Source organism: [Clostridium] polysaccharolyticum (assembly GCF_900111595.1).
Lineage (GTDB): Bacteria > Bacillota > Clostridia > Lachnospirales > Lachnospiraceae > Clostridium_AI > Clostridium_AI polysaccharolyticum.
The window spans coordinates 215,618-240,973 of sequence record NZ_FOHN01000002.1 but is presented as its reverse complement, the minus strand read 5'-3'; the positions used below and the strand labels follow the sequence as shown (position 1 = coordinate 240,973).

At 38.0% G+C, this 25,356-nt stretch carries 17 protein-coding genes; 15 read left to right on the top strand and 2 right to left on the bottom strand.

The window, feature by feature from the left end; genetic code table 11:
- Nucleotides 1–377 (top strand): IS66 family transposase (locus tag BMY85_RS02360; protein WP_143066305.1); only part of this gene is annotated, 377 nt, incomplete at its 5' end.
- A 107-nt stretch (nucleotides 378–484) separates the two neighbouring features.
- Here BMY85_RS02360 and BMY85_RS02355 read toward each other — a convergent pair.
- Nucleotides 485–2,137 (bottom strand): SulP family inorganic anion transporter, encoded by a 1,653-nt coding sequence (locus BMY85_RS02355; RefSeq protein WP_092475891.1) that lies wholly within the window; start codon nucleotides 2,135–2,137, stop codon nucleotides 485–487.
- A 248-nt stretch (nucleotides 2,138–2,385) separates the two neighbouring features.
- Between BMY85_RS02355 and BMY85_RS02350 the strand changes: the two genes are divergently transcribed.
- The 9 genes from BMY85_RS02350 (at nucleotide 2,386) to BMY85_RS02310 (ending at nucleotide 13,203) form a co-directional block, all read left to right on the top strand.
- Complete coding sequence (locus BMY85_RS02350; protein WP_092475888.1) at nucleotides 2,386–4,788, top strand: cadherin-like beta sandwich domain-containing protein; 2,403 nt, start codon at nucleotides 2,386–2,388, stop codon at nucleotides 4,786–4,788.
- A gap of 24 nt (nucleotides 4,789–4,812) precedes the next feature.
- Nucleotides 4,813–6,030: a cadherin-like beta sandwich domain-containing protein gene (locus tag BMY85_RS02345; RefSeq protein WP_092475885.1), complete on the top strand. Its 1,218-nt coding sequence runs from the start codon at nucleotides 4,813–4,815 to the stop codon at nucleotides 6,028–6,030.
- Between the two features lie 88 nt (nucleotides 6,031–6,118).
- Entirely contained in the window at nucleotides 6,119–6,496 is a 378-nt protein-coding gene (locus BMY85_RS02340; RefSeq protein WP_092475883.1) for a GntR family transcriptional regulator, read from the top strand.
- A gap of 39 nt (nucleotides 6,497–6,535) precedes the next feature.
- On the top strand, nucleotides 6,536–7,102 hold the full coding sequence (locus BMY85_RS02335; RefSeq protein WP_092475882.1) for a UvrB/UvrC motif-containing protein: 567 nt from the start codon (nucleotides 6,536–6,538) through the stop codon (nucleotides 7,100–7,102).
- Nucleotides 7,095–8,141, top strand: a complete 1,047-nt coding sequence (locus BMY85_RS02330) for a hypothetical protein (protein WP_177180587.1) — start codon at nucleotides 7,095–7,097, stop codon at nucleotides 8,139–8,141. Before BMY85_RS02335 ends, BMY85_RS02330 begins: the two co-directional genes overlap by 8 nt.
- A gap of 16 nt (nucleotides 8,142–8,157) precedes the next feature.
- The gene (locus BMY85_RS02325; protein ID WP_092475876.1) at nucleotides 8,158–10,602 is read left to right on the top strand and encodes an ATP-dependent Clp protease ATP-binding subunit; all 2,445 of its coding nucleotides are present in this window, start codon (nucleotides 8,158–8,160) and stop codon (nucleotides 10,600–10,602) included.
- A 95-nt stretch (nucleotides 10,603–10,697) separates the two neighbouring features.
- Nucleotides 10,698–11,111: an endosialidase gene (locus BMY85_RS02320; protein WP_092475873.1), complete on the top strand. Its 414-nt coding sequence runs from the start codon at nucleotides 10,698–10,700 to the stop codon at nucleotides 11,109–11,111.
- Nucleotides 11,112–11,194: 83 nt separating this feature from the next.
- On the top strand, nucleotides 11,195–12,559 hold the full coding sequence (gene radA / locus BMY85_RS02315) for a DNA repair protein RadA (protein WP_092475869.1): 1,365 nt from the start codon (nucleotides 11,195–11,197) through the stop codon (nucleotides 12,557–12,559).
- A gap of 20 nt (nucleotides 12,560–12,579) precedes the next feature.
- Entirely contained in the window at nucleotides 12,580–13,203 is a 624-nt protein-coding gene (locus BMY85_RS02310) for a methyl-accepting chemotaxis protein (RefSeq protein WP_092475866.1), read from the top strand.
- 81 nt (nucleotides 13,204–13,284) lie between these two features.
- Here the strand turns inward: BMY85_RS02310 and BMY85_RS02305 are convergent, their stop codons facing one another.
- Nucleotides 13,285–14,364: a M23 family metallopeptidase gene (locus BMY85_RS02305; protein ID WP_242939652.1), complete on the bottom strand. Its 1,080-nt coding sequence runs from the start codon at nucleotides 14,362–14,364 to the stop codon at nucleotides 13,285–13,287.
- Between the two features lie 122 nt (nucleotides 14,365–14,486).
- Here BMY85_RS02305 and BMY85_RS02300 point away from each other — a divergent pair, with 122 nt between their 5' ends.
- From BMY85_RS02300 to BMY85_RS02280, 5 genes are all read left to right on the top strand, one after another.
- On the top strand, nucleotides 14,487–15,122 hold the full coding sequence (locus BMY85_RS02300; RefSeq protein WP_177180586.1) for a histidine phosphatase family protein: 636 nt from the start codon (nucleotides 14,487–14,489) through the stop codon (nucleotides 15,120–15,122).
- Nucleotide 15,123: 1 nt separating this feature from the next.
- Nucleotides 15,124–15,723 (top strand): Maf family protein, encoded by a 600-nt coding sequence (locus BMY85_RS02295; RefSeq protein ID WP_092475857.1) that lies wholly within the window; start codon nucleotides 15,124–15,126, stop codon nucleotides 15,721–15,723.
- Between the two features lie 65 nt (nucleotides 15,724–15,788).
- A complete protein-coding gene (locus tag BMY85_RS02290) occupies nucleotides 15,789–17,015 on the top strand; it encodes a putative glycoside hydrolase (protein ID WP_092475854.1) in 1,227 nt (408 codons plus the stop codon).
- 19 nt (nucleotides 17,016–17,034) lie between these two features.
- On the top strand, nucleotides 17,035–17,715 hold the full coding sequence (locus tag BMY85_RS02285; protein WP_177180585.1) for a 4'-phosphopantetheinyl transferase family protein: 681 nt from the start codon (nucleotides 17,035–17,037) through the stop codon (nucleotides 17,713–17,715).
- 207 nt (nucleotides 17,716–17,922) lie between these two features.
- Nucleotides 17,923–25,311 (top strand): type I polyketide synthase, encoded by a 7,389-nt coding sequence (locus tag BMY85_RS02280; protein ID WP_092475847.1) that lies wholly within the window; start codon nucleotides 17,923–17,925, stop codon nucleotides 25,309–25,311.
- The last annotated feature ends 45 nt before the right edge of the window (nucleotides 25,312–25,356 follow it).

The window sequence follows — 25,356 nt, the reverse complement described above, 5'->3', positions numbered from 1 at the left end:
CACAAAGAACCTTGCCACAAAGTCTAGTTGGGAAGGCTATTACCTATGTCCGAAATCAGAAAGAATATCTGTCAAGCTTTCTAAAGGATGGGCGTATTCAGTTAAGCAACAACCTGGCAGAGCAGTCTGTCAAGCCTTTTGTGATTGGTCGGAAGAACTGGCTGTTTGCCAATACTCCGAACGGAGCATCGGCATCTTCCTTAATTTATAGTGTAATTCAGACTGCCATAGCAAATGATCTGAAACCGTTATCTTATCTGGAGTATGTATTTGAACAGATACAGATGTCTTGGGACTTACAGACCGAAGACCTGCTGCCGTGGTCAGAGAAGATACCAGAATGCTGTAAAAATCAAAAGCCATCATCCAGCCAGTGAGTTCATTATACTGGGGATGATGGCTTTTGAAAATGCGTAGTTGAGTTGACGTTTACTGTCTGGCAGTCTGGATTTTTATATTTATAAAAACGAATAAATCGCTGATGTTAAGCCTGCACCTGCAGTTTTTCTGCAAAGGAAAGTGCATCATCAATATGGGCACAGAAATGGTCTTTTCCTAATTTATCAATAAATCCTGCTTTCTCCATAATGCGCATAGGCTGTTCATTTACATGAGAAAGAACAAGGGTGATTTTTTTCTTTTTGCATTCTGCAAAAAGCATTTCCAAAGAACGCATTGCAGTGGCATCTATGGCACCTACGCTTCTCATCCGGAGAATCAGGCAATTATCTTTGGGATTTAAGGAAATCTCTAAAATCTTATCGGCAGCACCAAAGAACATAGGTCCACTGATTTCATACACTAGAGTATTATCAGGAACTTTACGAAGGGAGATACTGTCTGGGTCATCGTCATCATCTTCGGCATATTTCCAGCCCTCTACTTCGGTAACTTCACTCATTCTCTTCATAAAGAGCAATGCAGCTAATATCATGCCAAATTCAATGGCAATTACTAAGTCAAAGAAAATAGTTAAAAGGAATGTAGTTACTAAAATGATAATATCGCTTTTTGGTGAACTTTTTAAAAGCTGTACAAATTTTCTCCATCCACTCATATTGTAAGCAACTTCAAATAAAATTGCCGCAATGGCTGGCATTGGAATTAAAGCTGCGTATGGCATTAAAATAACTAGAATTAATAGCAATGCTACAGAGTGAACCATGCCGGCAATAGGTGTACGGCCTCCATTTTTGATGTTGGCAGCAGTACGTGCAATTGCACCAGTAGCAGGAATTCCACCAAACAAAGCGGATGCAATATTACCAGCACCTTGTGCTATAAGTTCCATATTGGAACGGTGTCTGCTATGAATCATAGAGTCTGCAACTACGCAAGAAAGCAGACTTTCAATAGCTGCTAAGATTGCAATGGTAAATGCATTGCCTAGCTGGGCGTTAATCATATGGAAATTCATATGAGGAACTGTCAGGGGAGGCATTTTATTGGATATCTGGTAAAGGTCTCCGATGGTATTGGCTTTCAGTCCTGCAAATTTAACAAGGACAATGCCTGCAATTACCGCAATCAGAGAACCTGGTATTTTTTGATTAATTTTTGGCCATACAATAAGAATTGCAAGAGAGACGATGCCGACACACACTGCCTGCCAGTTTATCGTATGTAGAAATAGCAGGTCATATTTTATTTTGTCTACCGTTTCAATCAATGGTTCTTTGGAAACAATAGTGAGTCCAAGAAAATCCTTGATTTGTCCAATAAAAATGGTTGCAGCAATACCTGCTGTAAATCCAGTAGTAATTGGATAGGGAATAAATTTAATTAAGGAACCCATGCGGAATAATCCCATTAAAATCAGAATCAGGCCAGCTAACAAGGTAGCGATAATAAGGCTATCGAACCCGTCTTTTGCTACAATGCCTGCAACAATTGTGGCAAATGCAGCGGTAGGTCCTGCAATCTGAACACGAGAACCTCCTAAGAAGGCAATCAGGAATCCGCCAGCGATTGCTGTATAAATCCCCTTTTCTGGTGTTACACCAGAGGCAAGTGCTAAGGCAATGGAAAGTGGAAGTGCAATGATGGCAACAATAATACCTGAGATTACATCTTTCACAAACTGCTCTTTTGTGTACCCTTTCATAACCGAAAATAATTTTGGCTTTCGTTTTTCCATTACATAATCCATCCTTTGTTTCGTTATGTCTATATAATTGCAACGATTTCTATCTTAGTACGAATCATTTCAGTTCGCAAGTAGAAGATGTAAAGAGCTGTAATCAGATATTTGTACAAAGTCTACAAAAGGTAAATATTTCCGACAATTTTAGAACTTTAAGAAGGAAAAATGCCATAAACTTGCCATATGTATGTTATATAATTTACATTATTTAGAAGATATAAACTTAGGAGGAATAGCAATAGATGAAACAGCTTTTTTATTGGAAAAAAGGGGACGGAAGAATTAAGATATGTGCAGCAATTTTGTTTTTGTGTTTTTTTGCACAATTTTGTGAAGGAACGAGAGTGGAATCGGCAAGCTGTCAAGTGGCAGCTAAGGTATCGGGAGATAATGTATACGTTAGGAGGAAACCTGGCAGGACAGCGCAAAAGCTTTTGGATCAGGAAAAGGAAGTCACGCTTAGCAAGGAAGAGCCTGTTACGATAAAAGGACAGTCATTTGCAGACAATGAAAAATGGTATGAGATTTCATTTTCTATTGGCAAAAAGAAAAAGACAGGATATATGTTAAGTGATTACATAGTGTTAAGTTTAAAGACACCTGTGAAAGGGAAAATGATTAGTGCAAGTGGTTTCAAAGTACGAAAAAAGCCAGAAACATTGCAGTATGTGAAAGTAAGGAACAAAGTGGCAGCCCTTCCAAAAGGAAGAACGGTGACGATCAAGAAAGAGATAAATGTGAACCAGAAAAAGTGGTTTTATGTGTCATTTGTGTGGAACCGGAAAACCTGTCAGGGATATGTAACTGGAAATGCTTTGGCTTTTACAGGGGAGCAGCAAGTAAAAGCGAGCAAGTCACCAGTGCCAAGCCAGACAGCAAAAGCAAGTAAGTCACCAGTGCCAAGCCAGACAGTGAAACCAAGCAAAACACCGTCACCAGTCAAAGAGACGAAGCCAAGTAAGACACCAGTACCTTCAAATCAGCCTCAAACCAGCAGTTCTGTTATAGGAAAAACAGGTGTTGTGACAGCCAGTGCATTGAATGTCCGTACTGGGGCAGGAACTGGATATGGCAACCTTATGTACCAGGCGTTAAAAGTCCAGATTACAAAAGGAACTGGAGTAAAAATACTGGGATGTACCGAGGTAAATGGAAGTGCATGGTATCATGTGTCCTTTTCCTATAAGGGTGAAAACTTAAATGGTTTTGTTTCAGGAAATTATATTTTAGTTGGCACAACGCCAGTTACTACACCAGGCACAAAACCTGTGGCATCCAGACAGCCAGCTGTTAATCCATCCGCACCAGCAGAAAAAACCCCTTCTTTGGCAACAGAAACACAGCCATTATCAGAAAAAGAATTTGAGAAAGCTTTAGAAAAAGAAGGTTTTCCAGAGAGTTATAAAGGAGATCTTAGAACGCTGCATCAGAAATATCCATTGTGGCAGTTTAAAGTATACCGTACAGGACAAAAATGGGATACTGCCATTGAAAAAGAGAATATAGTAGGAAAAAACCTGATTACAAAATCCAAAGCATCAGGCTGGAAATCTTATGAGGCAAAAGCTTATAAATGGGAGACAGACAGTTTTGTTCCATTTGATGGTTCTACCTGGGTCACAGCATCTAAAGCAGCTATTGAGTATTATATGGATCCACGTAATTTCCTTACCACCGACGGTATTTTCCAATTTGAATATTTAGGATATGAACCAGAGTACCAGAAAGAATCTGGTGTGGAAAGCATATTGAAAAATACAGTGTTATCTCATGCTGTTTATGGATTTACAGATGGAGAGGGTACGAAACAGAACATTACCTACGGAAAAACATTTATAGAGGCGGCAAACTATTCCAAAGTCAATCCATTTCATTTAGCTACAAGAGTAAAGCAGGAAGTGGTGACAGCTAAGGGATTAAGTTCGTCAGCAACAGGTTTATTAAAAGGCTATCAGGGTTATTATAATTTTTATAACATTGGTGCAACCCATAGTACAGCTCCAAATGGAGCGGTTATCAATGGCTTAAAGTATGCTAAGACAGGTGGAAGTCTTTCGGAAGCCAATAAAGCTGCATTTCTCATCCCTTGGAACAGTCCATATAATGCTATTGTGGGAGGAGCAAAATACATCGGCAACAATTATATTGTTCGGGGGCAGAATACAGTGTATCTGCAGAAATTTAACCTGTCCAGCTATAATACATTTGGACATCAGTACATGGCTAATGTAGAAGCGGCTAAATCAGAAGCACAGAAGACCTACGCAGCATATCAGTATTTTCAGGATATACCTGTGGTATTTTATATTCCGGTTTATGAGAATATGCCTGCAAAAAAAGCACCAGTTCCAGAAAATGTAAAAAATCCGAATAACTGGTTAGAAACGTTAACTGTATCAGGTTCTAAAGCCCTTGCAATGACACCTACTTTCAAAGTTTCAAACAGTGAAAATACTTCTTATACAGTAATGGTTGACAGTGCTACAACAAGTGTTACAATTAATGCAACAAGTGTAAGTTCTTTGGCAAGTATTGCAGGAACAGGTGTAAAAACGCTTGAACTTGGAACGAATACATTTAAAATTAAGGTTACAGCTCAAAATGGGAATGTAAGAACTTATAGTATCTATATAATTCGAGCATAGCAATTGGGCAGAAAGGATAAAATCATGAAACAGAGAATAAGTAAAAGATTGCATATTATGTTTGTTGGCATAGCCTGTGCACTGCTTTTTTCCATGGGTATAAAAATGTCTTTTCCAGTCAAGGCAGCAAGTGCAACTTTAACATTTTCAGCGGAAAAAAGGACAGTGACAGTAGGAGATGTTTTTTATGTGGTTCTTGTATTGGATTCTGGAGAAAATATTGGAGGATTTGAGGGGTATATCTCTTATGACAGCGAAATTGCAGAATTTGATACAGGTGGAAAGTTTGTTAATGGCGGGGAAGGATTATTACGCATTAATGATGTAGATTCCACAGAAGCAAGCACTACTAAGAAATATTCCCTGAAATTCAAAGCAAAGAAAACAGGGGAATGTGTCTTTGATACAAGTGAAGCCCCTGCAGTTTATAACGAAGCAGGAGAAGATTTGTCTGTTTCCAGCAATAAGCTAAGTATTTCCGTTCATAAGTCTAAATCATTAAGCAGCAATAACAGACTGGCAAAACTTATGATTAGTCCAGGAGAGTTAAATCAAGAATACAGCAACGATATTACGGCCTATAAAACAGAAGTACCTTATGAAAATGACATGCTTTTTATTTCTGCCGTTCCTGAACGGGAAGATGCAGCTGTAACAGTAGAGGGAAATGAAGATTTAAAACCAGGCAAGAATTTTGTTCATGTTGTGGTTACCGCTCCTTCTGGTGACAAACGAGATGTACAGATTGAAGTCACACGTTTAGAAGAAGGGGCAAGCCAGGCTGCAGATATAGAAAAAGCAGAGACTGGTTTAGTGCTGTCAAAAGACAAGGAAAATAATCTGGTTCTTTCAGATAAGCACATATATACAGCAGCAAAATTAGAAGATGATTCTGCAATCCCAGCATTTTATGAAAAATCCGAGCTTACCTTAGAAGGAGAGAAGCTAGAAGCATATGTGCTGAGCAGGGATCAAGGAAACGAATTTGTGCTTCTGTATCTGACCAATGAAAAAGGAAATACAGGTTTTTATAAGTATGACCGTGTCGAAAAGACCATACAAAGATATGAGCAGGAAAACTCTATAAAAGACAAGGAAAAGCCTTTAGGACCAGAGAAAGAAAAAACAGGAAAAGCACCTGTTTCTATCAGTCTTGTGGCAGTTCTTGGCATCATAATTTTAGTGCTTGTAATCTATTCTGTAATTATAACGATGAAGAATAAAAACAGACGAGAAAAATAATAAAAATAATCGTATTGAATTTATTGACAGATGAACATAGTTGTTATACTATCTATATAACAACTGGAACGTAAACGGAGGTGTAATGATGTTTGTAGAAATTGATTTTAATAGCGAAGAAGCTATTTACATTCAGCTTAGAAATCAAATCATAATTGGTATTGCAACATCAACTATTCAAGAAGGGGATAATCTTCCGTCTGTTCGTGAATTGGCAAATGACATTGGAATCAATATGCATACAGTGAATAAAGCGTATAGCATTTTGAGACAGGAAGGATATTTAAAGCTCGACCGGAGAAAGGGTGCAGTTATCAGTATTGATGCGGATAAGTATGCTGCTATCGCAGAAATGATGGATGCGATGAGGGTCATTTTAGCTAAGGGAATATGTAAAGATATAACCAGAGAAGAAGTCCATAATTTAGTTGATCAGATATATGATGACTTTATTGGGAGAGGCTAGCAACTAGAGAATTCATAATAGCAGAGAGGGGGTTCTGCCATGTTGTGCGGAAAGTGCCAAAAAAGAGAGGCCAAGATTTATTGTACTGAAATTATTGATGGGATTAAGAAAGAACAGTATTTATGTGAGCAATGTGCAGCAGAATATGCATCATTTCAGATGAATGGAGAAAGGCCAAAAAAAGAGATGCAGGACGAAAGTCTTTTATCGGGACTGCTTGAGAAAGGGTATCGGAATGAGGACGATAAAGAGGAAGGTGGAAAAAGATGCGGCCGATGTGGACTGTCTTATAACGATTTTCTAAAAACAGGCCGATTTGGCTGTTCCAATTGCTATACTGCTTTTGGAAAAGTGTTTGACAAAAGCTTAAAGCAGATTCAGGGCAGTGATAGCCATCATGGAAAGATTCCAAAGGGATTTGTTACGTCAGCAGATAAAGTGGTGGAAAATATATCAGAAATAGATAAGCTTACTTTGAAACTGCAGTATGCAGTCGAGAAAGAAGAATTTGAAGAAGCAGCTCGCCTAAGAGATATAATTCGCGAGAAGAGAAATGCTGCAAAAGAAGATAAGAGTGCTGCTCAGGAGGAGATTAATAATGCCTAAATGGTATGAGGAAAGAGGAAATAGCAGTGATGTGGTAATATCGACGAAAGTCCGTTTATCGCGAAATGTTAAGAAATATCCATTTTCCACAAAAATGTCAGACAGTGAGGCAAAAGCACTAGTTGAAGAATTAACAAAAGAATGCATTGAAAGTGATATTTTAGAGGGAGAAACGATATCGTGTAATATACATGAGATGAACGAGATGAATCGCATCGCATTGGGAGAAAGACAGATTTTGAGTACTGCAATGATACAGAAAACACAGTATTCGTCTATTCTTATGAGAGAAGATGAGTCTGCAGAAATCATGCTTAATGAAGAAGATCATATAAGGATTCAGACTATTTCGTCAGGAATGAACATTGTGGAAACCTATCAGAAAGCCAATCTTATTGATGATAAGCTATCAGATGCTTTTGAAATGGCATATGATGAAAAATATGGTTATTTAACTGCAAGTCCAATTAATTTAGGGACAGGACTTAGAGTATCTTATATGCTGTTCCTGCCTGCATTAAGTGCGGCGGGAAAAATTAATACCCTTGTTACGGAAGTGGCGAAATATGGTGTTACTCTAAGAGGATTACTTGGAGATGAAGAACAGAACTATGGAGATATTTATATGGTATCGAATCAGAGAACATTAGGCTGTTCGGAACAGGAAATCTTAGAAAACCTGAATTCTCTGGTGACTCAGATTATTAAGCAGGAACGGGTAAGGAGAGAGTATGTGCTTGCCCGAAATTATAATGTAGTAGAGGAGCAGGTTTACCGTTCATATGGTATCTTAAAATATACAAAGCAGATTGATGAAAAAGATGCCATTACATTGTTGTCTAGAATTATGTTTGGTGTAGATACAGGAATTATTAAATTTCAAGAGGAGGGAAATTTATACCAGATGATTATGAATGTACAGTCTAATGTACTACAGGCCAAAGCTGGAAAAAGCTTAGGCAATTTAAGCAGGGAACGGTTTAGGGCGGAATACATCAACCAAAACCTTCCAAATATTGCAAATAGTGAAGAAGTGTGAAACTAGGAGGTCATTCATGTTTGAAAAGTTTACCGAAAATGCCAATAAGGTACTTCAGTATGCAACAGAAGTAGCCAATGAACTTTCGCATAATTATATAGGAACGGAGCATCTGCTGATTGGGTTAGTAAAAGCTCCAGGGGTTGCTTCAAAGGTTCTGGCAGAAAATGGTGTGGAAGAGACCAGGCTGATTAAATTAATAGAAGAGTTTATTACACCTGCATCTACCATGGAAGCAGTAGAAAAAGAAAATATGACGCCAAGGATGAAAAAAGTCATTATGCTAAGCCAGAAAGAAGCGGTGCGGTTAAAAAGCAATTTAGTGGGAACAGAACATATTTTGCTTGCACTGCTAAAGGAAAATGAAAGCATTGCGGTTCGTCTGCTGAATACGTTAGGAATCAAAATCCAGAAAATCTTTGTGGATGTGCTGACAGCAGTAGGGCAGGAAGCTGGCAATGCAAAAACAGAGTTTGCTTCCAATAAAAGCAAAGGAAAAGAAAAGTCTTCAACACCAACACTGGATCAGTACAGCAGAAATTTAACAGAGTATGCAAGAGAAGGCCGTCTGGATCCAGTCATCGGAAGAGAAGAAGAAATCCAGAGAGTGATTCAGATTTTAAGCCGGAGAACCAAGAATAATCCATGTTTAATTGGAGAACCAGGAGTTGGAAAAACAGCCATTGCGGAAGGACTGGCCAGAAAGATTGTAGAGGGAAATGTACCTGAGATAATTAAGGAAAAGAGAGTATTGACGCTTGACTTATCTGGAATGGTAGCAGGTTCTAAATACCGTGGTGAATTTGAGGAGAGAATCAAACGTGTCATTAGTGAAGTAATGAATGATGGCAACGTGCTTCTTTTTATTGATGAAATCCATACAATTATCGGAGCTGGAGGTGCAGAAGGTGCCATTGATGCATCCAATATTTTAAAGCCATCCCTGGCAAGAGGGGAACTTCAGATTGTAGGTGCTACTACAATTGAGGAGTACCGGAAATATATTGAAAAAGATCCTGCATTGGAAAGAAGATTCCAGCCAGTTGTTGTGGACGAACCTACGGAACAGGAATCCATTCAGATTTTAAAAGGCTTACGTGAAAGTTATGAGCTCCATCATCAGGTAAAGATTACAGATGAGGCATTAGCTGCAGCAGTAAAGCTGTCTATGCGTTATATTAATGACCGTTTTTTACCTGACAAAGCAATTGACTTAATTGATGAGGCTTCTTCAAAATTACGTTTAAGTACTTATGTGGATTCACCAGAGATTCGAAAACTGGAAGAAGAAAACCAGAAATTAGATGACGAAAAAGAAGAAGCAATCCGTACGGAAGCGTATGAAAAAGCTGGAGAGTTAAAGAAGCAGCAGATTGAAAATAATAAAAAAATTGAAAAGTTAAAAGAAGATCAGGAAAAGGCGAAAAAGGAAAAAGAACTAATCGTTGGAGAAGGCGAGATTGCAGATATTATTTCCTCATGGACTAAGATTCCAGTTCGCAAATTAGAAGAAGAAGAAACAGAACGGCTAAAGAAATTAGAAGATATTCTTCATGAGCGTGTTGTGGGACAGGACGAAGCAGTTAAGGCTATATCAAAGGCAATACGCAGGGGCCGTGTGGGATTAAAAGATCCAAACAGGCCAATTGGTTCTTTCTTATTTCTTGGACCAACAGGAGTCGGCAAAACAGAGCTTTCTAAGGCGTTGGCAGAAGCGATGTTTGGCAGCGAAAATGCAATGATTCGTGTAGACATGTCTGAATATATGGAGAAACATAGTGTCTCCAAGTTAATTGGATCTCCTCCAGGATATGTAGGTTACGATGAAGGTGGACAGCTAAGCGAAAAAGTACGCCGTACCCCTTATTCTGTTATTTTGTTTGATGAAATAGAAAAAGCCCATCCAGATATATTTAATATTTTGCTTCAGGTATTAGAAGATGGACACATTACCGATGCTCAAGGCCGTAAAGTAAATTTTAAAAATACAATTATTATAATGACATCTAATGCAGGAGCACAACGTATTGTTTCACCTAAGACACTTGGATTTGCTTCCCTAGAAGATAAGGAGCAGGATTATAGGAAGATGAAAGAAGGTGTTATGGACGAGATTAAACATCTGTTTAAGCCAGAATTCATTAACAGAATTGACGAAATCATTGTATTTCATGCTTTAACCAAAGAAGATGTTAAGAAGATTGTAGCTATTATGCTGGAAAATATGAACAAGCGTACCAAGGAGCAGATGGATATTACATTAAAAGCAAGTAATTCTGTGCTGGAGTTTCTTGCGGAAACGAATTATGATGCAACGTATGGAGCAAGGCCTCTTCGGAGGGCAATCCAGAATCATGTAGAGGATAAGCTGGCAGAGGCTGTGCTAGACGGAAAAGTGAAAAATGGAAATACTGTAACTATGAGATTAAAGGGGAAAGAAATCAAATTTACAATTAAGTAGTCCAGAGGAAAGAGAAAAAACTAGTATTTTTGAGAAAAATATAATATAATGTGACTAGAAATAATGTAAATTTGGGAACATTAGGAGGACTAAGTATGGCTATTATCGAAGAATTAATTCGTGAGGATGCACAAGGAACATTAAGTTTCGGAAATTACAAGTTAGATCATAAGTCAAAGGTATCCGATTTCGAGCATAATGGAGATCTTTACAAGGTAAAAACTTTTAAAGAAATTACAAAGCTTGAAAGAAACGGATTATTTGTATATGAGTCTGTTCCAGGAACTGCAGTGGAGAGTCTTTCACTTTCTGAGGAAGGAATTGAATTTACAGTTGAAGGTGATGAAGATGCTCAGATTACATTAGAGTTAGAACCAGAAAAAGAGTATACAGTTGTTATGAATGATGCTAATATGGGTACAATGAAGACCAATCTAGGTGGCAAACTTGTTTTTAGCGTTGAGTTGGAAGAACAGGAGCGTGTGAAAGTCAGAGTTGTAAAATTATAAAGAATAGAGGCTGTTGCTGGATTATGAGAAAATATGTTTTTATAAAACCAGTGATAGCCTTTTGCTGATAAGACGAGGTTGTTATGGCAAAAACGAAAATTGCTTTTTTTTGCAAGGAATGTGGCTTTGAATCAAATAAATGGCTAGGAAAATGTCCTGCATGCAATCAGTGGGATACTTTTGCAGAAGCGCCAAGAGCAGCAAAAAAAGTGAGTAAAGGTGTCGGTGTAAGCAGTTCATTTACGAATAATGAACCATTGGAATTATCCAAGGTGTCCATGACAGAAAACGAAAGACTGAAGACAGGCATGCGGGAATTTGACCGCGTTCTAGGTGGTGGAATCGTAAAGGGTTCTCTTGTGCTAGTTGGCGGTGACCCAGGTATAGGGAAATCGACATTGTTACTACAGATATGCAAATTATTAACAGATCAGGAAGTCAAAGTATTATACATTTCTGGTGAAGAATCTTTACATCAAATAAAAATGCGCGCAGAGCGTATCGGAAAGTTCAAAGGAGAGCTGTTATTATACAGCGAAACGAATTTAGACATTATCGAAGAAGCAATCCACAAAGTAAAACCAGCGGTATTAATTATAGACTCCATCCAGACTATGTTTAAGGAAGATGTCAGTGCGGCACCTGGAAGTGTAAGTCAGGTTAGGGAATCGACAGCAGTATTTTTAAAGTTTGCAAAGACATTTGGAATCTCTACATTTATTGTTGGACATGTTACAAAAGAAGGCATGGTTGCAGGTCCTAGGGTATTAGAGCATATGGTTGATACTGTGCTTTATTTTGAAGGGGATTCGGGGGCTGCTTACCGTATGTTAAGAGGTGTAAAAAACCGTTTTGGTTCTACCAATGAGATAGGCGTTTTTGAAATGAGGCAAAATGGGCTGGCAGAAGTTAAGAACCCTTCTGAGTATATGCTTCAGGGAAAACCAAAAGGCCAGTCAGGATCAGTAGTATGCTGTTCCATGGAAGGAACCAGGCCAATTCTTATTGAAACGCAGGCACTTATCTGCCGTACGAATTTTAATATGCCAAGACGTACATCGGCAGGTACTGATTATAATCGTGTTAATTTACTTATGGCAGTTATGGAGAAACGTTTAGGAATTTCCATGGCAGAATGCGATGCTTATGTAAATGTAGCGGGAGGAATGAAAGTGACAGAGCCAGCACTTGATTTGGCAATAATAGCTGCAGTTCTGTCTAGTTACAGGAATCTTGTAATTGATGATGGAATGATTATTTTCGGGGAAGTTGGTTTGACAGGAGAAGTTCGTGCGGTCAGTATGGCAGAACAGAGAGTACTAGAGGCGGAAAAAATGGGTTATGAAACCTGTATTATGCCTGCAGTCAATTGCAAAAGCATGAAAACCAGCCATATGAAACTCATAGGAATTACAAATATAAAAGAAATCATTAATTATATTAAATAAAGAAAAAGAGGTAAGATATTATGAACGAGCAAAGTATACAGAAAATTATGGAGAATTTAGATGAATCACAGTCAAAGGTAGAGCAGAATGCATTTGATGCAATAAATTCTTCAGATACTACATTAAATCTGGTAAAACAGGGAAATGAATGCATTAAAGAGCTTTCAGAGAAAATTGACATTTTGAACAGTGTTATGCAGAAGACAGCAGAAAATATGATCAACATGGAAAAGCTGACAAAGAAAATTGAAGGTGTTGCAGGTGTTATAGCTGGTATTGCCAATAAAACCAATATGCTTGCTCTAAATGCGTCAATTGAGGCAGCTAGAGCGGGGGAACAAGGAAGAGGATTTTCCGTTGTTGCCAATGAGGTACGTGAACTTGCAGGCCAGTCAGCAAAGTCATCTTCTGAAATTAAAGATACAATCCAGTCTGTACAGCAGTTTACAGCACAAATGGTATCGGAAATGGATGAACTGAAAAGACTTGTAAATGAGCAGAGCCAGGTAAATACCAGTGCAGGTGAAATCTTTGACCAAATCTTAGAAGCTGCTCATGTAGCCAATGATGTTTCTAGAAATATGGAACATGAGATTGCATATCAGAGGGAAATTACGGACGAAGTGAAAAAAGCTTTACAGTAAACTCTTTCAATAGAATTAAGAAAACCTTTTTTATTCAATGCGAAAGCTGGCTGGCTTTCGCATTGCTGCATAAAGGATTTATTAAAATGAAAAGATAAAGTTACGTCTTCTCTTCTCTAATTTCTTTTTGTATTCTGCTACAGCAGGATCTTTGAACTGATAGATTCGTTCCAGGGATTTACCGTCCGAAGCCTGTTGCGTCAAGCAGCGGTTCTGGTATAAGAAATGAATTAAATCGTAGCAGTCGACCCATATTTCGTTATTACCATCCTTTTGTTTTTCATCAAAAATCAGCTGTAATCCAAAATGCAGATGTGGCGTTTCAATATTGTTGACATTTGCGTTTCGGCTGTAGCCAGTTCTTCCAAGATACCCAATGACATCACCAGCTGAAACAATAGAACCTACTTTAAGTGATTTTGTAAATGGAAAGTCTTTTCTAAGATGTGCATAATAATAATAGCGCTGTTTATCAAAACTGCGGATTCCAATACGCCAGCCACCGTATTGATTCCATCCTAAAGCTTCTACATATCCAGATTCTACCGCTATAATAGGAGCACCAGTGCATCCCATCATATCATGGCCTAAATGCTTTCTTTTATATCCATAGGATCTAGAAACACCAAAATCGTCAAAATCACTATAATAATAGCCACATGCGATTGGAGAGAAGCCTTTTAATCCGTATTTTTTAACCCATTCTTTTTTGTCACCAGTCTCAACAGCATCCTGTTCCACCTCATATTCTCCTACAAGACCACCAAGAACAGCAGTATAGGCTTTTTTATAATAGGAGTAGTATTTTAAATCTTTTGTAAGGGAATCTATAGTTTCTTGTTTGTTTGTAAGGAGCTTTGCAGCTTTTCTCATAGTATCTAGTGAATTTTTGGAAAAGTCACCTCCTGTACGTGCGGCACAATAGGCAAGAAGTTCAATCCAGTTAAGATGTACCTTGGACTGGTAAGATTCTATATCGTATTTATACGCAGCAGACATGGCACTGGAAGTTACGGTAAAATCAACCCATTTTATATAGTCACGCTGAATAGAAGAAGTGGTTACAGTTTCCTCTTCTATTTTATGTATAAACTGGATTCCTGCAATAGTGATGGCAAGAATACAAAGGATAGGAAGATAGAGTTTCAAATATCTTTTCATAATTCCCTCGATTATGTAATCTTTTAAATTTATGTAAAAGAAAAGGATTTTAGAATGGCTTGAAATGATGTATACTTGTACCATAAAAAAATCTGTCAGGATAAAGAAAAGGAGGCTGGATTTTGAGAATATACCTGATTCGTCATGCAAAGCAGCAAAGCAGATTATGTAATGACAATTCGCCATTGTGTGAAATTGGGAAAACTCAAGCTGTGCTGTTAGGAAAGAGAATGGAACCATATCATATAGATGCTGTTTTTGCTAGTGATTTAACAAGAGCATTGGAAACGGCGAAGATTATGACAGAACAATGGGATAATCCCTTACAAGTAAATATCCGAGAAGGACTTCGGGAAACGGATTTTGGTGAACTTACGTACCAGACAGATGAAGATATCAAGATAAGGTATAAAGAATTTATGGAATCTCGTTATACCGTAGAGGAGGATTGGGCGTATCCAGGTGGAGAGAGTGGCAAGGAAGTCTTTGAACGTGCTTATAAAGTGTTAAAAGAGCTAATAGATTCGTCTTACAAAAATGTGGCGGTTGTAACTCATGGTGGAACGATTCGAGTGTTATTGGCCGGGTTATTTCAGCAGGGGCAAAAAAATCGGCTTATGTTTGGAAAGTGTATGGAACGTGGTGGATTTACAGAACTGTTTTATGATGAGGCAACAGGACGTATTACGTTGGAGCGCTTTAATGACTTTGCCCATTTAGAAGGCTACCCAGAATGTATGATGAGAAAAGAGGAGTAATATGTATCAGGTTATTTTAGCTTCAGGATCACCTAGAAGAAGAGAAATATTAGAACAATGCGGAATTTCATTTCGAACTGAAAAAAGCAATGCGGAAGAAATCATTACACAGACAAAGCCTTGTGAAGTGGTAAAAGAATTGTCATTAGTAAAAGCATTAGAAGTAGCAGATAGAGTGAAGGAAGGAGACTACATTGTACTTGGTGCAGACACTATAGTTGCAAATGGGGATATGATATTAGGAAAACCCAAGAGTGAAAAAGAGGCGGAAGAGATGATAGCGGCCATTCAAGGTCACGAACATTCAGTTTATACTGGAGTTACTGCAGTTATCAAAAAAAATGGAGCCCAAAAACAAATTACGTTTTATGAGGAAACCAAAGTCTTTATTGCGGCTATGACAGAAGAAGAAATTGCAGACTATGTAGCAAGCGGCGAAAGTATGGACAAAGCTGGGGCATACGCCATACAAGGATTGTTTGCCAGTTACGTGAAAGGAATTGAAGGAGATTATTATAATGTGGTAGGATTGCCTGTGTGTGCACTGATGGAACACTTAAAGGAAAACGGTGTTAATTTAAAAAAAGATTGCAGAAGATGAAAAAAACAAGGATAGAATGGAGCAAGAGAAAATACTATAGTAAAAAGAATGTTTAGGGGGAAGCAATGGCAAAGTTAGTGGGGGATAAAAAACAGAAAGCATTTTTCCAGATAGTAACTGTAACACTGCTTTTGTGTTGTACATTGCTTGTCGTACATCCCGAGAACAGTCAACATAAAAATACGACAGATATAGTAAAACAGAATCATTTGGAGAAAACCGCCACAAAACCAGCATCAGCTGCTGTTACAGACGATCCTTGTGTAACGGCTGATGCGGATTCTGTAGAGACCATAAGTGGCAGGGTTCAGGATATCAAAGTGAAAGGGATCTATGTAACAGGACCAGCAGCTGGATCTGAAAAGAAAATGAATCAGCTGGTGAATTTGGTTGAAACAACGAGACTGAATGCTATGGTCATTGATATAAAAAATGACGCCGGTGAGATTACCTATAAAATGAACTATGATTTGGCGAATTCAATTGGTGCTACATACAACTATGTAAAAGACATGAAAGCACTAGTTAAGGATTTAAAAGCAAAAGGAATCTACCTGATTGCCAGAATCGTAACATTTAAAGATCCCATTCTTGCAAAGCAGGTACCAGAGTATAGCATTAAAAACAAGGATGGTACAATCTTTTACGACAACAAGGGGCTGGGTTGGGTGAATCCGTATAACCGAGATGTATGGAAATATGTTTTAAATGTAGCGGGACAGGCGGCTGAACTTGGGTTTGATGAGGTTCAGTTTGATTACATCCGGTTTCCGACAGATGCGAAACTTACAGATGTCACCTATGGCTCAGAAGAGAAACTAGTAAGCAAACAGGAGTTAATTAAACAGTTTACCCTGTGTGCTGCTGATTTTCTTAGAGAACGAGGAGTGAAAGTATCTGCAGATGTATTTGGTGGAGTCATTGGCAGTGAATTAGACAGTAGCAGGATTGGGCAGGATTATATAGGCATGTCAGAATGTCTGGACTGTATCTGTCCGATGGTATATCCATCAGCTTTTGAAAGAGGATGTTATGGAGTAAAAAATCCAGATGCATCACCATATGAGATTGTTTATCAGGCATTACAAGATTCTCAAACAAAACTGTCTGGGAATCGGAATGTTGTTGTTCGGCCGTGGCTACAGGATTTTACAGCATCCTGGGTTGATAATCATGTAACATATGATGCAGAAAAAATAAAGGACCAGATAAAAGCAGTTTATGCAAGCGGTTATGAAGAATGGATTTTGTGGAATGCAAAGAACAACTATACTGCAGGGGCAATTCAGTAAATACAGAAAGGATGAGAATATGCTGATTCGTTATGCATTTTCGATACAGGGAGTAGAAAAGGAAGGGGTTCTTAATCAGTTAAAAGAGATCATTTCAGAAGAACGCAGGAAGAAGATGGAACGCTATCGATTTGAAGCGGATAAAATACGTTCTTTATTTGCTGAAGTACTGGTGCGTTATGGACTAAAGAAACACTTTGGAATGGAAAAGGAAGAGGTTTCTATTGAAAAGAACGAATATGGAAAGCCAGAACTTATCAAACGAAAAGATATCCACTATAATGTATCCCATTCTGGAGACTGGGTTATCTGTGCGTTTTCATCATTTCCAGTGGGTGTGGATGTAGAAATAGAAAAAGAACATAATCTGGATATTGCAAAACGTTTTTTTGATAAAACAGAGTATGAGACGTTAAGAGAATGTGAAAGTCCAAAAGAATTATTTATATCCTACTGGACCCTAAAGGAAAGCTATGTAAAGGCAGAAGGAAAAGGAATGCAGATTCCATTTGATACTTTTTCTTTTGACATAGCACATGATGAAATAAAGCTGCAAGTAGAAGGAAAACCATGTAATACATATGAATTTCAAGTGTATGGAATTGCAGATGGGGTTCAGGTAGCAACATGCAGTCGGGAGCCGATTGAAGGGAAGTTTAAGATTGTTTCCTTGCAGGATTTAGTGGAGACATTACTCTGATATAGATGAAATTCCTACTATGTTGTGAAACAAAAATGTAGTAAAAAAGCTTTCAAAATGAATGATGTTTTGAGGGCTTTTTTATTTTAGATTTAATTGGCATTGTAGGTATATATTTACGACATTATTACGAATGATATTGACAATTTTAGTGAAAATTCAATAATATTAGTTTGTATACGAAATACAACTTAGGGGGCAAAGTTTATGGAACAACGTAAGAATTTAGTAGAAGTGCTAAAAGAACTTTCCATGACACAGAAAGGAATCACATTGGTTACAGCAGATGAACAAAAGAAAAGGATTACCTACCATGATTTATGGAACAGAAGTGGCTGCATAAAGGAAGAACTTGCGAAAAGAGGACTAAAAAAAGGAACAGAAGCCATTATTTTGTGTGAAGATAATGAGTGTTTTTTGTATTCTTTGTGGGCTTGTATCCTAGGTGGATATATTGCTGTTCCTCTCGATATCAGTAAAGAAATCTGTAACGATAATATGTTAGGCTATATTAAAAAATCCTTAAAAGACCCTATGATTCTTACGGATCAGGAACTTCAAACAGAGCCAGAGAAGAAAAAAATTGATATGTCCTGGTATTTAAAGAGAATTCATGAATGTAGGGAATATACGGAAGAAATAGACTATTGCGAAGATGATATTTTGTATGTGCAGTATTCTTCTGGAACAACCAGTAAGCCAAGAGGAGCTGTCATTACAGGCACTAATGTAATAGTGAATACATACGATATTATAAAGCATTATCAGGCTGACGGACATGACAGGTTTCTGTCTCTTTCACCATTAACACACTGTTTTGGACTGGTTGCGTTCCATTTTGCTCCAATTATGGCTCGGGCTGAGCAGTGTCTTATTTCCACCAGACTGTATATGAATAAGCCGCTTGTGTGGGCAGATATGATAACAGAATTTCATGCAACATTTGTAGCATCCTTGCCGTTTGCATTAAAACATTTTATTAATATCTATCGAAAAGGAGAGAAAAACTGCTTTTGGGATTTTAGAAGTGTTAAGAATCTGATTTTGGGGGGAGAGGTTTTACATTATGAACTATGTGAGGAATTCTGTTCATTTACACGACAATATGGTTTTGATATTGAGAAAATAATTCCAATGTATGGCCTGTCTGAAGGAACCGTGTGTGTATCTACTGTGGAGGCAGGTAACATAATGAAGCGTTTTCAGCTAAATAAGGGAACTACGGCAATTGGTGAGAAAGTATACTTTCAGGAAACAATAAGAAATCCACAGCAAGAGACAGAATTAGTAGAAGGGGGAACTGTTTTAGAGAATGTAAAAGTCAGCATTCGAGATGAATTATTCCGTGAACTTCCAGAAGGGGCAATCGGGTATGTTTATGTGTGTGGACCTAGTATTACAAAAGGATATTATAAAAATACAGAAGAAACCAATCGGGTTTTTAAGGAAGGAACATGGCTTAACACAGGGGATATAGGTTTTGTTTATCAAAATCATCTGATTCTTGGAGGGAGAGAAAAGGAGCTTGTCATAAGCAATGGAAAAAAGATTGCTTGTGTTATAATTGAAAATCTGATTCAGACTGTGCTGAGGGGGACCGCATATACCCAATGCGTTGTCTGCAATGGAGTACAACAGAGAAACGAAAGCGAAAAGGTAATTGCATTTATAAAATCGGACAAAGTTTTAGATTCGGAGTGGGAGAAGCGAAAGTTACATGCGTTAAAAAAGCAAATTTATACCGTTGTATTTGAGCAAATTGGAATAACAATCAGCGAAGTAATTCCTGTTACGCAGATTCCAAGGACAGGGAGTGGAAAAGCCTTTCGCAGAAAGTTGACAGAGCTATACAACTTAGGTACGTTTAAGGAGAGTGACATAAGGTTGAAAAAAACAGTAAAAAGGATGTATTCACGGCAGGCAATAGAAGAAAAAATAGTAAAGTATATTGAAAGCAGTTTTCAAGTGAAAGTTACAGATCTGAATGCACCAGTATTTGAATATGGTGTTGTATCAATTAATATTCCATCTTATATTGCAGCTTTAAATGAATGCTTCCAAGTAAATATGAGTGCAGGAGATATTTTTACTTATTTTACAATTGCGAAAATCGCAAATCATATAAACGATTTACAGAGGGAAGAATATATTCCAGAGCATAAAAAAAAGAAAACAGATGCTATAAAAGGCGAAAAGATTGCTATTGTAGGAATGGGATGCCGTTTTCCAGGAGGTGCAAATTCTATTGATCAGTTCTGGGATTTGCTTGTCAGTGGCAAGGATGGAATTTCAACAGTGCCAAAAGAAAGATGGGACGTGGAGAAATACTTTGATAAAGACAGAGAGACTCCAGGAAAGGCTTGCAATAAAAAAGGAGGATATCTTAATCAGGATATTAGAGAATTCGATGCGAGGTTTTTTAATATATCTCCAAAAGAAGCCAATGCATTAGATCCACAGCAGCGAATTCTCTTAGAAGTAACCTGGGAAGCTTTTGAGAATGCAAATATGAACATAGAAGAGTATAATGGCAGTAATACAGGGGTATATGTTGGAATCTGCAATAATGAATATTATATGTCACAGACGCAGTCGGGTGATTTAAATACCATTAATCCATATTCTCTTACAGGATGCAGCTGGAGCACTGCATGTGGCAGGATTTCTTATACTTTTGGATTTGAAGGACCGTGTGCATCTGTAGATACTGCATGTTCCTCAGCTTTGACTGCATTACATTTTGCTTGTAATGCATTAAAAACTGGTGAGGCAGATATGCAGGTAGTGGCAGGCGTAAATCTGATAGAATCCCCCACAACAGGGATAGGGTTTTCAAAGTTACAGGCAACCTGTCCAGACGGATATTGTAAGTCATTTGATGCTGCAGCGAATGGTTATGCCAGAGGTGAAGGCTGTGGAGTTATCTTATTAAAAAGACTCTCAGATGCGATTCGTGATAAAAATGAGATATTGGCAGTTGTCCGTGCTACGGGGATTAATCAAGATGGAAAAAGCAATGGATTAACGGCACCAAATGGAGAAGCTCAAGAGAAGCTTATCGAGAAAACGATGAAAAGTGCGGGAATTAGAGCAAATCAGATAGACTTTGTTGAAATGCATGGAACGGGAACCAAGTTAGGAGATCCTATTGAAGTTAATGCAGTAGGAGCTACATATGGAACAGGAAGAACAACTGAAAATGCATTGAAAATCGGTTCTGTAAAATCTAATATTGGACATTTAGAGTCTGCGGCGGGAACGGCTTCTATTATTAAAGTTCTGTTGGCAATGAAGCATCATCTGATTCCAGGAAATCTGCATTTTCATGAGCCAAATCCTTTTATCAAATGGGAAAGTTATAATTTAGAAGTAGTTGCAGAGAATACACAATGGGAAGAAAAAGAAGAACCTAGAATGGCAGCAATAAACGGGTTTGGATTTGGTGGTTCTAACGCACATGTGATTCTAGAAGAATATAAAGAGAAAGAAGAAACCAATAGTTTTAAAGTGCGTAAAGGCATAGATTATATTCTGAAAATTACAGCACAAAGTGTGGAATCTTTAAATGCCTTGATTAGAGCTTATTACAAGCTGCTATCAGAAGCCTCAGAGGATCAGGTGGCAGATATTATTTACACTGCAAACTGCACAAGAACAGATTTAGCTTACCGTTTTCTGGTTTGTGGAAGCAGCAGGGCAAGCTTATTAGAACGGATAAAAGCATATATGGAAGATGGATATGCTAATGGTGTTAGCTGTAATGTAAATAATAATCTTCAAAAAGATAGAAAAGTGGCATTCCTGTATACAGGACAGGGGTCTCAATATGTGGATATGGGCAAACTGCTGTATGAGACCAATGCCGTGTTTAGGACAGCTATGGATGAGTGCGATAGACTCTTTCAGCTGTACCTGTTAAAATCAATATTGGAACTGGTTTACGGAATAAACAGTCAGGAAGAACAGGTTGGGCGTACTGTATATGCACAACCGCTGATTTTTTCGATTGAATATGCACTAAGTCAGATGTGGGATGAAATCGGAGTAAGACCAGAGCTTGTTATGGGGCATAGCATTGGGGAATATGCAGCAGCAGTAACAGCTGGAATAATGAGCCTTGAAGATGCCGTGAAACTGGTATCGGCAAGAGGGCGTTTGATGGATATGGCACCAGGATATGGGAAAATGGCAATCATTTTTGCATCGGAAGAAACGGTGATAGAATTATTAAAAGGATATGAGAATACTGTCTGCATTGCCGCAAAAAATGCTCAGGAAAACCATGTAATATCTGGTGTGGCACAGGATGTAGAAGAGGTTATGGAAAAGGCAGTAAAAAGAGGTTGCCGTACAAAAGAACTAGCGGTCTCCCATGCTTTCCATTCTATGCTGATGGAGCCAGTTCTTAAGGATTTCTATAACGTAGCCAAAGCAGTCAGGTTTCATGAGGCAAAAGTAAAATTTGTATCCGCATTATATGGCAAGGAAATAGAAAATGGACAAATTTTAGACGCAGATTACTGGACGGACCATATTCGTGCAGAAGTTAATTTTTATGGTGCATTAACTAGTGTTGACACGAAAAAGCAGTATCTGTTTCTAGAGGTTGGTGCAAACAGAGTGCTAGCAGCATTAGCCAGTCTGACATTTGGATCCAGTCAGGTAATTGCAGCAACCTTAAGTGTCAAAAAGGAAGAGAAAGAGTTTCTTCCGCTTCAGATTGCAGCAGTATATAGTTCAGGTGTAAATATTAATTGGAACAACCTGCTTTTTGCAGGAAAGGAAAACTGGAAGAAAGTTACTCTTCCGAACTATCCATATAATAAAAAGAAATACTGGATGGAATTAAAATACGACCGCAGTACACAATATCATGCCCCTTCCACTGGTGGAGAGGATTATCATCCTGTTCTAGGCCAGAGGATAGATGTGCCAATGGAAAAAGAGGCAGTGCTATATCAAAGCAGATTCTCTATAAAAGAACCTTATTTTATGAGTGAACATATTATTTTTGATGTAAGCATTTCTCCAGCAGCTGCTCATACATCAATGTTATTGTCTGCCGTGAAAGATATGACTCAGAGTGAAAGCTGTTTATTAGAACATGTGGAGTTCCGTGCACCATTAGCGGCAAAGGGAGAAGAGGAAAGACAGGTACAGATTTATTTAGAAAAAGGTCAGAAAGAGGCACCATTTAAGGTGTCTAGCCGTGATTACCAGAATCGGAACGGCAAATGGCTTTTACATGCACAAGGAAAAGCATCCGTATTTGAAACAAGCAAAACGAGTGATTCTCGGATAGATCCTAGTAAGTTTGATAAACTTTCATTTGAAGAAAACGTAGAAGAAACCATTTATGATTATATGCGCAGTACGGGATTCTGGTTAGGAGATGGATTCCGGTGCATTAAGAAAATCCATAAAGAAAAAAATGAATGCATTTGCCTGTTAGAACCATTTACTGACGTGCCTAAATACAAGGATTATATATTGTATCCTGGAGTGATTGATTCTATATTCCAGTCTGGACTAGCCTTAATTCTTGACGAGCTTCTGGAAACTTCCAAGAAGGAATCTGTGAACAAAACTATAATTCCATATTATATTGAAAAACTGACATTCTATTATAAAGAAGCAAACAGGCTTTGGTGCCATACAAAGTCTGAAATCAGGAATAAGGTAATTTATGTGGATATAGAGGTCTATAACGAGGCAGGAGAGCTTGTAATGCAGATTGATAAAATGCTAATTAAATTGACCAGCTCAAAGCGCCTTCTTCGGGAAATGGAAACTCTGGACAAGCAGTATTATCATATGGAGTGGAAGAACGTAAATGAGTATGTGGAACCTAGAGCGGATATGAAAGACATTAAAACTTTAATATTTGTGCGGAAGGAAGAGTCTTTACAGAGATTGTCCAAAAAATTAGAAGGTTATGGTGCTGATATAGTAGAAGTATTAGAGGGGGAAGCATACCAGCAGGTAACCCAAAAGAGATTTGTAATACGTTCAGAGGAGAAAGCGGACTGGTCCCAGCTTTTCAAAACTATTTCGAATAAAGGGGAGAATACGGGATTTCAGATTATTTACTTTAACGAACAGGTAAATGATGTAGAAGGAGCTGAGGTACAAGTAAGCTACGCTGATGTGAAATCTTTATTCCATGTAGTATCTGTGGTAACGAAAGAAGGATATCTGAAAAACACCAAGTTAAGACTGGTAACGAAGAATGTGCAAAGTTTAAAAAATGCAGAAGAAATAAATTTATCAGGGGCAATGATTTGGGGATTAGCCAAGGCAATCAGTATGGAGTGTCCTGAAATTTATGGAGGTATCGTAGACATAGATGATGGTGCCTTGGAATATGAAGATTTTCTGAAAACATTGCTAGGGACGGATGAAGAAGAGGCGGTAATACGGGAAAAGCAACGGTATGTTGCACGTATTGTTAATCATAAAGAGTTTAATAAGCTGCATTCATCTAAGGAAAAACCAGTTGTTATAAGAGAGGATGTTTCTTACCTGATTACAGGTGGTGTAGGGGCACTTGGAATGGTGTATGCGGAAAGATTAGTGAGAAAGGGTGCGAAACATTTAATTCTGCTGGCAAGACATCAGCCAGATAAAAAGATAGAAGAGAGAATTGATAATTTTAGAAGGCAGGGTGTGGAAGTGCTGATAGAACAGGGTGATGTCTGTGACTCAGAATATATTCAAAATGTAGTTGCATCAGCAAAAGAAAGGGGCTGCAAAATTGGAGGAGTGATACATACTGCAGGAGTGATTAAGGATAAAATGCTGGCAGAAATGGACTGGAATACCTTTCTGGAAGTATTAGAACCTAAGGTGCAAGGTACTATCTGTTTGTATAATGCATTAAAAAGCACCCAGTTAGATTTCTTTATGATGCTGTCTTCCTTAGCCTCTGTCCTTGGAAATATGGGACAAGCCAATTATTGTTCAGCCAATTATTTCTTAAACACATTTGCTTCCTACCTAAGAAAACAAGGAATTCCAGGATATACGTTCTGCTGGGGACCTTGGAAAGGAGCAGGACTGGCTGCTGGCAATAAGTCTGTTAGCAGTAATCTGGAACGTATGGGGTTACTAGAGATGGATATAGAACATGGAGAGAAAATGATTGATGAATTCTTTGAGCAGCCATATGAAAATCTGGTTTTATCTTATATAGACTGGAATAAGGCAGTACAATATGTAAGACATTCTAAAGGCAGAGGTAACTTGATTGCAGATATTGATGGAGTAAGAAAAAGAGAATCGCAGCCTGATGAGGATAAGGTGAACCAGAGAAATATCCGTGAAGAACTTAATAAGCTTTCTGAACCAGAGAGGAAGGTATATCTATCCAGACAGCTGCAAGATGTTTTTGGCAGAATCATGGGCTTTGACAAGGGACAGCTTTCCATAGATGAGGGAATGAGTGAACAAGGGGCGGATTCGTTAATGATTTTCTCTATGAATGCTGCAGTAAATCAGCTTTTAGAAATGAACCTTACCGTTTCGGTATTTTTTGAATATCCAACCATTACAAAATTAGTGGATTATATTTTAATGGAATTAAATTATAACATATAATATATAGTTTCAAATGGCAGTGTCTCCCTAAGAAAATTATGTTCT